Source organism: Dermacoccus sp. CCH2-D9, from assembly GCF_001556795.1.
GTDB lineage: Bacteria > Actinomycetota > Actinomycetes > Actinomycetales > Dermatophilaceae > Dermacoccus > Dermacoccus nishinomiyaensis.
Genome location: NZ_LSJT01000050.1, coordinates 1 through 8,699 on the forward strand (window position 1 = coordinate 1; position 8,699 = coordinate 8,699).

Genomic DNA, 8,699 nt, shown 5'->3' on the forward strand with positions numbered 1-8,699 from the left:
ACCCTGGCCGGGGCTCTCGGCGGCATCGTCCTGCGATGGCAGGGACCCCTCACCCGCGCGATGGGCGCGATCATGATCGTGCTTGGCCTGATCTTCGCCGGCCTGGTCCGCTTCGGCCAGCGCGACCTACGGCCCACCCGGCTGCCTCGGGTCGGCCTCGCCGCTGCTCCGCTGGTCGGTCTCGTCTTCGGCCTGGGATGGACGCCCTGCACCGGCCCGACGCTCGGCGCGGTGCTGACGATGGCGCTGAACGCGGGCAGCGCGGCCAAGGGCGCATGGCTGGCCGTGGCCTACACCCTCGGGCTCGGCGTGCCGTTCATCGTCGCAGCGGTGGCCTTCCAGCGCATCAGCCGTGCCGTCGCCTTCCTGCGGGCCCGGCAGGAACTGATCATGCGGATCGGCGGCCTGTTGATGATCGCGACCGGGGCGCTGATGATCACCGGCGTTTGGGGCTGGCTGATGGGCGTCATCCGGCAGGTCGTCAGCGGATTCGTCACCGTGATCTGACCGCGTTCCGAGCCCGACCCGCCGGCTCGCCGCCCCGGGCTCGGGCAGGTGAGGTGATGACTGCTGGCCGCGGCACCCTTGCCGCGATGGGCAGCAGGAGTCATGATCGGCAGCTCCGGCATCGACCACCCGTGCGGGCAGCCGCGTTGCCTCTCACCAAGTGAGGGCATCAAGTGAGGGCGCGTCATCTGCGTTTCGGTGTCAGGCCGCAGACCCCGTGACCCGCACCGCCATCTCGTCCACGTTCGGCATGCGCTCCTTCACCGACGCCTCCGCCTCTGCCGCCACGCGGTCGGCCTCGGCCAGGCTCAGCGACCGCGTGCGCAGCAGGGCGTCGCCGTGCAGGCGATGGCCGACCCACCGCAGCCGCACCTGCTCCACCGACTCGACCTCGGTCAGGTGCTCCAGGGCGTGCTCGGCCCGGTCGAGGAGCTCGGGCTCGATGCCGTCCATCAGCCGCCGGCCGACCGATCGGACAGTGCCGACCAGCAGCACCGCGATCATCGCCGAGATCAGCAGCCCGACGATCGGGTCGGCCAGCGGGAAGCCCAGCAGCACGCCGATCCCGCCGGCGACCACCGCCAGCGAGGTGAACCCGTCGGTCCGGGCGTGCACGCCGTCGGCGACCAGCGCGGCCGAGCCGATCTTCCGGCCCACGCGGATCCGGTACACCGCGACCGCCTCGTTGCCCAGGAACCCGGCGATCCCTGCGGCGATCACCCAGCCGATGTTCTCCATCGGGCGTGGGTTGATCATCCGGTCGATCGCCTCGTAGGCGGCCACGATCGAGGACAGCGCGATCATCAGCACGATGAACAGGCCGGCGAGGTCCTCGGCCCGGTTGAAGCCGTAGGTGTACTTCCGCGTCGCGGCCCGCCTTGACAGTGCGAACGCGATCCACAGCGGGATCGCGGTGAGCGCGTCGGAGAGGTTGTGGATCGTGTCGGCCAGCAGCGCGACCGAGCCGGAGAAGGCGACGATCACCGCCTGCACCACGGTGGTGGCGATCATGATCACGAGGCTGATCTTCAGCGCCCGGACGCCCTCTGCGTTCGCCTCCATCGCGTCGTCGATCGAGTCCGCGGCGTCGTGGGAGTGCGGCACGAAGATCCCGTAGAGGAATCCCTTGAGTCCCGTCGGGTGCGAGTGGCCGTGGCCATGCCCATCGCCGCGATCATGATCGTGGTCGGGCTCATGGTCATGATCGTGCCCGGGCTCGATTTCGACGGCGTCGTGCGGATGGGCGTGGTCGTGCCGGGTCATGCTCGTTCCCGTTCCTGGTGGTGGTGCGCCGGGGGCTGGCCCTGCGCAATGGAGTGCTCGGCCTGGAAGATCGCGTCGGACACCAGCTGCGAGGCGTGCTCGTTCTCCAGTCGGTAGAACACCCGCTGCCCCTCCTGCCGGGTCGACACGATCCGCGCCATCCGCAGCTTCGCCAGATGCTGCGACACCGCCGCCGGGGACTTGTCCACGATGTCGGCCAGATGGTTGACCGACACCTCCCCGCTGCCGCGCAGCGCCAGGATGATCCGCACCCGCGTCGCGTCCGCGAGCAGCCCGAACACCTCCACCGCCAGCTCCACGAACGGCGAGTCCGGGTCCAGCCCGCACATCTGCTTATCTGCGTCCATGCGCAGATTATCGCATGACCGATGCGTCAGCGCATCCTGTATGGTCATCGCATGATGACCATTCTTGCTCGGACCGCCGAGGGGTCTCGATCATGACGCGCGTCCCGCCGCTCCTTCTGGCCGCCGGCGCGGCCGCGGCTCAGGGGCTGATCGCGCGGGGGTCGGCGAGCACCGCGCTGTCGCGGGCAACGGCTGGCGCGATGGCCGCGGCATCGGCAGGGCTGCTGCTCTCATCGACCACGGCGTTCCGACGCCGGGGCACGACCGTCGACCCCCTCGCCGTCGACCGGGCAGAGGCGCTGGTCACGACCGGGCCGTTCCGCCTCACGCGGAACCCGATGTACACGGTCATGGCCGGGCTGCTCCTCGCCCACGCGGCCCTTCGCCGATCGTGGGCGGCGCTCCTGCCCGCCGCCGGCTTCGTCGCCCTGATCGACCGGATCCAGATCCCGGCGGAGGAGAGCGCCCTGCGGGAGAAGTTCGGTGCCGCCTTCGACGCCTATGCGGCCGCGGCTCCCCGCTGGATCGGCCCGCCAACCTTGCCGTCTGGTCAGTGATCACTGTATAGTTCAGCGTGTGCTGACTATTGCTTCGCGTCTCGACGTCATGAACCGGCTCGGCCGGGCCATGGCGGACCCGACGCGCTCCCGGATCCTGATGTCCTTGCTCGACGGCCCGAGCCACCCCGCCGTGCTCTCGCGCGAGCTCGGGCTGACGCGCTCGAACGTGTCCAACCACCTGACCTGCCTGCGCGACTGCGGGATCGTGGTCGCCGAGCCCGAGGGCCGTCAGACCCGCTACGAGATCGCCGACCCGCACCTGGCCGCGGCGCTGACGGCGCTGGTGGACGTGACGCTGGCCGTGGACGAGAGCGCGCCGTGCATCGACCCGCAGTGCTCGGTGCCGGGCTGCTGCGCCGCGACCGGCTCGGGGGACGCCTCGTGAGCGCCGCCTGCGGCTGCGACGAGCCGACCACCAGCTCATCCGAGGAAGCCGAGGAGACCGAGCGCCCTTGGTGGCGCGACCCGGGACTGGTCGTGCCGATCCTCTCCGGCGTCGCGTTCGGCACCGGCCTGGTGCTGGAGTGGTCGGGGCTGCACGTCGCGGCGCTGGTCGCGTTCTGGGCGGGGCTGCTGCTGGGCGCGTACACGTTCGTGCCCGGCGCGCTGCGGAACCTGGTCGTCAGGCGGAGGCTGGGGATCGCGCTGCTGATGACGATCAGCGCCGTCGGCGCGGTGATCCTCGGCTACGTGGAGGAGGCCGCCGCGCTGGCGTTCCTCTACTCGATCGCCGAGGCCCTGGAGGACAAGGCGATGGACCGCGCTCGCGGCGGCCTGCGCGCGCTGCTCAAGCTCGTGCCGGATACCGCGACCGTGCTGCGCGACGGGGCCTCGGTCGAGATCCCGGCGAAGGAGATCGCCGTCGGCGACGTGCTGCTGGTCCGCCCGGGCGAGCGGGTCGCGACCGACGGGACTGTCCGGTCCGGCCGCTCCAGTCTGGACACCTCGGCGATCACCGGCGAGTCGATCCCGGTCGAGGTCGCCCCCGATGACGCGGTGTCGGCGGGCGCGATCAACACCGCGGGTGTGCTGGAGGTCGAGGCGACCGCGGCGGGCACCGACAACTCGCTGACCACCATCGTTGAGCTGGTCGAGCAGGCCCAGGCCGAGAAGGGCGAACGCGCGCGCATCGCCGACCGGATCGCCCGCCCGCTGGTGCCCGGCGTGATGGTCCTCGCCGTCCTGGTCGGCGTGCTCGGCTCGCTGCTCGGCGACCCCGAGACCTGGATCACCCGCGCCCTGGTCGTCCTCGTCGCCGCCAGCCCGTGCGCGCTGGCGATCGCGGTGCCCGTCACCGTGGTCTCCGCGATCGGGGCGGCGACGAAGTTCGGCGTCGTCATCAAGAGCGGTGCCGCCTTCGAGCGCCTCGGCGGCATCCGCCACCTCGCCGTGGACAAGACCGGCACCCTGACCCGCAACCGGCCCGAGGTCACCGCCGTCGTCGCCGCCGACGGCTTCGACGACGCCCAGGTGCTCGCCTGGGCCGCCGCCGTCGAGCAGCACTCGACGCACCCGCTGGCCGCCGCCATCGCCGCCGCGGGCCAGGCAGCCCCCGCCGCGCAGGACGTGGCCGAGGAGGCCGGGCACGGCATCGGCGGCCTGGTCGACGGCCGCCGGGTGACGGTGGGCAGCCCCCGCTGGATCGACGCGGGGGCGCTCAAGGCCCGGGTCGAGGACCTGGAGGCCGAGGGACAGACCTGCGTGCTCGTGGCCGTCGACGGCCGCCTGGCCGGGGCGATCAGCGTCCGCGACGAGCTGCGCCCCGAGGTCCCCGAGGTCGTGCGCACGCTGCGGGCCCAGGGCGTCGAGGTGAGCATGCTCACCGGCGACAACGCCCGCACCGCGCACGCGCTCGCGCAGCGCGCCGGGATCGGCGACGTGCACGCCGAGCTGCGGCCCGAGGACAAGGCCCGCATCGTCGCCCAGCTCTCCGAGGCCTCGCCCACGGCGATGATCGGCGACGGCATCAACGACGCTCCCGCCCTGGCCGGGGCGACCGTGGGCATCGCGATGGGAGCGACCGGCTCCGACGCCGCGATCGAGTCCGCCGACGTCGCCTTCACCGGCCACGACCTCGGCCTGATCCCGCAGGCGCTGCGCCACGCCCGCCGCGGCCGGGCGATCATGAACCAGAACATCGTGCTGTCCCTGGCGATCATCACCGTGCTGCTGCCCCTGGCCATCACCGGCGTGCTCGGCCTGGCCGCGGTCGTCCTCGTCCACGAGGTCGCCGAGGTCGTCGTCATCGCCAACGGGCTGCGCGCCGCGCGTGCCCGCAAGCCTCAGGCAGCGGGCTGATGCGGGCGAAGGACGCGGTCCGCGGGTCCACTGCCCGGATCGCTCATGGTCCGAGGCGGACGCTCCTGGTAGCGGGGACCTTCCTGCTCGGCGGTTTGGTCGTCCTGGTCGACCAAGGGACCAAGGCATGGGCTGAGGCCACCCTCTCGACGCAGGAGCGCATCCCGCTCGTCGGCGAGCTGCTGGGACTCCAGCTGGCGTACAACCCCGGTGCGGCGTTCTCCTTCGGCGAGGGCTCGACCTGGGTGTTCGCGCTGGTCGCTGTCGCGGCCGCGGTCGCCGCGGTCGTCTTCGCGTTCCGTGTCCGGCGTCTTCGGTGGGCGGTCGTGATCGGTGCCGTCGGCGGTGCGGCGGCCTCGCACGCCGGGGACCGGCTCTTCCGCGCCCCCGGCTTCGCCCGCGGCCACGTCGTGGACTTCCTGGCCTACGGCGACTGGTTCATCGGGAACGTCGCCGACATCGTCATCGTCGTGGGCGCGGTCACCGGGGCGTTCCTGATGCTCCACGACGGCTCATCGCCAGAAGACTCCCCGAGTTCTTCGGCACGGCTCAGTTCCGAAGAGGCTGGCGAGCGGAGCTGACGACGGCTGCCGAGCCGCAGACAGGATTGAGAGGAGAAGATGTTGGAGATCACGCTGCAGTACTTCGACGGGTGCCCGAACTGGGAGGTGATCGACCGGCGGCTCGCCGAGGCCCTCGACGGCCGATCGGACGTCCGCGTCGCGCATCAGCGAGTCGAGACCGCCGACGACGCCGCCCGCCTCGAGTTCCACGGGTCCCCGACCGTCCTCGTCGACGGCGTCGACCCCTTCGCCGACGAGCACACACCGGTCGGGCTCGCCTGCCGGGTGTTCCGCACTCCTGCCGGGCTGGCCGGGTCGCCGACCGTCGATCAGCTGCGCGCAGCCATCGGTCGCGCGCCGACGTCGGCGGTGACGGGGCTCGAGTCGCCGGTCGGACCGCTGGGCGGGCTGCCGATCGCCTGCGCGCTCGCGCCGACCGCGGGCAAGCAGCAGCTCGAGAGGTGGCGAGCCTTCGACGACGACTACCTCCTCGAGGTCGAGCGCGGAGAGGCCAGACTGGTCGTGCACTACGCCCGGACCGGCGACTCAGCGCGGCGGCTGCGCGATCTGGTCGCGACCGAGAGCGCCTGCTGCTCGTTCGTCGACTGGCAGATCGACGACGACCACGCCGACCTGCGCCTTGTCGTCACCGGCACCCCTGAGCAGCTCGCTGGTCTCAGCATCGGCTAGGTAGGTGCTCGGGGCCAGCCGCTGGCCGCGGCGACGCCGATGCGCCACCAGCATCGTCGTCCCGGTTTCTCAGGCAGCTCGGCGCAATCCGCGCGTGGACGGGCCGCGTCCGGGTACGGGACCGGATGGCCGAACAGTCGCTGACCGTGTTGCCGGGAGGAACGAATCCTGATGGACGTCCTGAGCGCAGCCGTCGACGCGCTGGCGATGGCCGGCTCGATGGGCTGGCAGATCCTCTGGCCCCTCGTGCTCGGCTTCACGCTGTCCGGCGTCATCCAGGCGGTGGTGCGCAAGGAGCGCGTCACGCAGCTGATGGCCGACGACTCGCCGAGATCGATCGCGGTCTCCGCACTGTTCGGCGCGGCGTCCTCGTCCTGCTCCTACGCCGCGGTCGCGCTGGCCCGGGCGCTGTTTCGCAAGGGCGCGGACTTCGCGGCGGCGATGGCCTTCGAGATCGCCTCGACCAACCTGGTGCTCGAGCTCGGGCTGGTCCTGTGGTTCGTGATGGGCTGGCAGTTCACCGCCGCGGAGTTCGTCGGCGGCCCGATCATGATCGTGCTGGTCGCGCTCGGATTCAGGCTCTGGATGCGCGGCCGGATCGTCGAGGCGGCGCGGCGGCAGGCCGAGCAGAGGCTCGCCGGGTCGATGGAGGGCCACGCCGCCATGGACATGTCCGTCCAGGGCGACGCCGGATTCTGGGCCCGGCTGCTCTCCCGGGACGGCGTGACCGCGGTCTCGCGCTACTTCGTGATGGACTGGGCGGCCGTGCTCCGCGACATCGTGCTGGGCCTGCTGATCGCCGGCGCGTTCGCCGCCTGGGTGCCCAAGGCCTGGCTGCAGGCAGTGTTCTTCACCGAAGACCCGGTCGCCTCGTTCGTGCTGGGCCCGCTGATCGGGCCACTGCTGGCCGTGATCAGCTTCGTCTGCTCGGTCGGGAACGTGCCACTGGCGGCGGTGCTGTGGAACGGCGGGATCAGCTTCGGCGGCGTGGTCAGCTTCCTGTTCGCCGACCTGATCATCATCCCGATCATCCTCATCTACAAGAAGTACTACGGCTGGAAGGCCACGTCCCGGATCTGCCTGGTCTTCTACGCCGCAATGGTCATCGCCGGGTACGCCGTCGAATTGATCTTCGGCCCGCTCGGCATGGTCCCGCACGACCGGAGCCTGGCGGTCGCCGAGACCGGCATCAGCTGGAACTACACCACCTGGCTGAACATCGCCTTCCTCGCACTCGCCGCCGCCCTGCTGACCGTGTTCCTCCGCACCGGCAGTATCGGCATGCTGCGCATGATGGGCGGCTCCCCGGAGCCGGCCGGGCGCGGCGACTCTGCCTCGCACAGGCAAGAATGATCAACGGCCGACCAGTTCCGAGGTGCCGGCCGGCCCCACTCATGCGGTCGCCACACTTGGTCGCCGCTTTCCGGCGCACTCGCGGCGTGGACGGATCAGCTGTCGTGCGCCCGCGCCGGCTGATACCGTCCCGGGGGCCGTGTCCGACCAGTCCCGCAGGCCCGGCTGCTGCACCGCGAGGATGACCCCGAAACCCGATCGTAGGCAAGGCACAGGACCGACCGCCCGGCGAGGAACTTGCCCGTCCCGCGGACGAACGCCAGGCCAGCCGTCCGCAATTCAGGCAGGGGGGCCTCATCTCGACGCTGCGACGGTGTCGAGTCCGCTTCTCACAGCGAGGGAGTCGGCACTATCGCAGGTCCGGGCCGGCACTACCGATCTGAGCCCCGTCCCGCCTGCGTCGTCTCGGTATCACCACGGCCGTCACGTGCTGCGAGGACGGCCAGGTATCGGTTATACGCGGCCAGTTCGGGGTCCCCACTCCGATCGGCGTCGCGGTCGGCTGAAGCGGACCTGGCAGAGTCGTAGCGGTACCATCGCCACACCAGATATGCGACGATCGCGGTGGCGGGTCCCTCGCCGTAGGACCAGGCAAGCCCGCCGGCGATCTGCTGGTCGGCGACAGGATCGATTCCCCAGGACCGTGGGGGTGCGGCGAACGCGGCGACCACGGTCGTCGGTGTCATCATGATCAGCACGCCGAAGAACGCGTGCAGGGCCATCTCGGCGAAGACGTCGAGCATCCGGCCGAGATGGGTGGGGTGGACCGGCCCCGGTCCGACCGTGAGGATCGGGACGGCGAACAGGACCCCTGCGGCCAGGAAGCCGATCTCGAGGCCGTTGTGGCCCGCCCAGGTCCCGAGGAGCCGGGAGCCGAGGTCGCTGAGGTAGAGGCCGTAGTAGGTGAGCAGGAATAGCGGGATGCCGAACGCCGGATGCAACATGATGCGGTGCGGCCGGGAATAGACGATGGCCGTAACCGTGCGCAGCAGCCCACCGAACGACCCACGATGCGGGACGGCTCGCAATGCCAGTCGGAACGGGGCACCTAGTGTCACGCGTCTGAACTTGTTTGACGAGTTGGGTGGGGCGATTGT

The 8,699-nt window shown here is 71.1% G+C and carries 10 protein-coding genes; 7 read left to right on the forward strand and 3 right to left on the reverse strand.

Going from position 1 to position 8,699, the window contains the following annotated elements:
- On the forward strand, positions 1-507 hold a 507-nt coding region (locus AX669_RS04775), incomplete at its 5' end, for a cytochrome c biogenesis CcdA family protein (RefSeq protein WP_062256967.1).
- A 201-nt stretch (positions 508-708) separates the two neighbouring features.
- On the opposite strand, the gene AX669_RS04780 is transcribed toward AX669_RS04775, so the two are convergent.
- Complete coding sequence (locus AX669_RS04780) at positions 709-1,770, reverse strand: cation diffusion facilitator family transporter (protein ID WP_038566119.1); 1,062 nt, start codon at positions 1,768-1,770, stop codon at positions 709-711.
- Entirely contained in the window at positions 1,767-2,138 is a 372-nt protein-coding gene (locus AX669_RS04785) for a metalloregulator ArsR/SmtB family transcription factor (RefSeq protein ID WP_099049768.1), read from the reverse strand. The genes AX669_RS04780 and AX669_RS04785 overlap by 4 nt, the downstream gene beginning before the upstream one ends.
- A 92-nt stretch (positions 2,139-2,230) precedes the next feature.
- On the opposite strand from AX669_RS04785, the gene AX669_RS04790 reads away from it, so the two are divergent.
- The 6 genes from AX669_RS04790 to AX669_RS04815 all read left to right on the forward strand — a co-directional run bounded on the left by AX669_RS04790 (position 2,231) and on the right by AX669_RS04815 (position 7,602).
- Positions 2,231-2,695 carry an isoprenylcysteine carboxylmethyltransferase family protein gene (locus AX669_RS04790; RefSeq protein WP_038566116.1) on the forward strand — a complete coding sequence of 155 codons (465 nt, stop codon included), beginning with the start codon at positions 2,231-2,233 and terminating at the stop codon, positions 2,693-2,695.
- 19 nt (positions 2,696-2,714) lie between these two features.
- A complete protein-coding gene (locus AX669_RS04795) occupies positions 2,715-3,083 on the forward strand; it encodes a helix-turn-helix transcriptional regulator (RefSeq protein ID WP_038566113.1) in 369 nt (122 codons plus the stop codon).
- A complete protein-coding gene (locus AX669_RS04800; protein ID WP_038569906.1) occupies positions 3,080-4,996 on the forward strand; it encodes a cation-translocating P-type ATPase in 1,917 nt (638 codons plus the stop codon). Before AX669_RS04795 ends, AX669_RS04800 begins: the two co-directional genes overlap by 4 nt.
- A complete protein-coding gene (locus tag AX669_RS04805) occupies positions 4,996-5,577 on the forward strand; it encodes a signal peptidase II (RefSeq protein ID WP_029144369.1) in 582 nt (193 codons plus the stop codon). Before AX669_RS04800 ends, AX669_RS04805 begins: the two co-directional genes overlap by 1 nt.
- A 39-nt stretch (positions 5,578-5,616) precedes the next feature.
- On the forward strand, positions 5,617-6,249 hold the full coding sequence (locus AX669_RS14175; protein ID WP_311197648.1) for a hypothetical protein: 633 nt from the start codon (positions 5,617-5,619) through the stop codon (positions 6,247-6,249).
- 171 nt (positions 6,250-6,420) lie between these two features.
- Positions 6,421-7,602 carry a permease gene (locus AX669_RS04815; RefSeq protein WP_058731092.1) on the forward strand — a complete coding sequence of 394 codons (1,182 nt, stop codon included), beginning with the start codon at positions 6,421-6,423 and terminating at the stop codon, positions 7,600-7,602.
- A 371-nt stretch (positions 7,603-7,973) separates the two neighbouring features.
- Here AX669_RS04815 and AX669_RS04820 read toward each other — a convergent pair.
- The coding region (locus AX669_RS04820; RefSeq protein ID WP_156444928.1) for a cytochrome c oxidase assembly protein at positions 7,974-8,699 on the reverse strand (726 nt) is incomplete at its 5' end.

Excerpts from the sequence above, each read along its gene's own strand:
- AX669_RS04790 (WP_038566116.1), top strand. The coding sequence starts at position 2,231 with ATGACGCGCGTCCCGCCGCTCCTTCTGGCCGCCGGCGCGGCCGCGGCT.
- AX669_RS14175 (WP_311197648.1), top strand. The coding sequence starts at position 5,617 with ATGTTGGAGATCACGCTGCAGTACTTCGACGGGTGCCCGAACTGGGAG.
- AX669_RS04785 (WP_099049768.1), bottom strand. The coding sequence starts at position 2,138 with ATGGACGCAGATAAGCAGATGTGCGGGCTGGACCCGGACTCGCCGTTC.
- AX669_RS04780 (WP_038566119.1), bottom strand. The coding sequence starts at position 1,770 with ATGACCCGGCACGACCACGCCCATCCGCACGACGCCGTCGAAATCGAG.
- AX669_RS04815 (WP_058731092.1), top strand. The coding sequence starts at position 6,421 with ATGGACGTCCTGAGCGCAGCCGTCGACGCGCTGGCGATGGCCGGCTCG.
- AX669_RS04805 (WP_029144369.1), top strand. The coding sequence starts at position 4,996 with ATGCGGGCGAAGGACGCGGTCCGCGGGTCCACTGCCCGGATCGCTCAT.